This window comes from Chryseobacterium sp. 14P4.3.2 (assembly GCF_057799275.1).
Genome location: NZ_JBYOKO010000073.1, coordinates 1 through 544, shown reverse-complemented (window position 1 = coordinate 544; position 544 = coordinate 1). Strand labels below are relative to the sequence as shown.

Here is a 544-nt window from a genome sequence, read left to right as displayed (position 1 = left end):
CCACAGGTCCGTTCCCTGCTCAATTCCTACCGTTTTATTGCCGGAGAGTTCCGACCTTGATTCTCCTCCGATGACATAACCATTTGAGGTGAGCGCAAGAGCTCTTAAATGATCATCCCCTTTGCCACCGAAGTTTTTTTCCCATTCAATTTTTCCGTTCCTGTCGATTTTAAGCACGGTATAATCTCCTTCACCGAAATTGTCGCTTTGCTTTTGTACAATACTCAGGTGTCGGGTGTCCGATGTATTTTGGGCATCTTTTATGGGAGATGTCTTACCTTGTACCGCTGAACTTCTGGAATAAATTCCGAGTAAAGCTCCGCCGTCTTTCGTTGGGATCATTTTTTCAACTTCATCAAGTCCTTTTCCGCCCCAGATTAACTGGGACAGTTCTTTTCCGTCTTTGTCCAGCCTGATGATCAGGACATCTTTAGAACCGTAGCCTTTGGAAGAGTTCTGAACATTTCCGGCGACTACGAATCCTAAATCTGTGGTTTGGATAACCGCTCTGGCTTCTTCGTCAGCGGCAGTACCTAATGTTTTC

The 544-nt window shown here is 45.4% G+C and carries 1 pseudogene; it reads right to left on the bottom strand.

Annotation, left to right across the window (positions count from 1 at the left end):
- Positions 1-544: pseudogene (locus AC27VX_RS23850) on the bottom strand (T9SS type A sorting domain-containing protein); the annotation flags it as partial.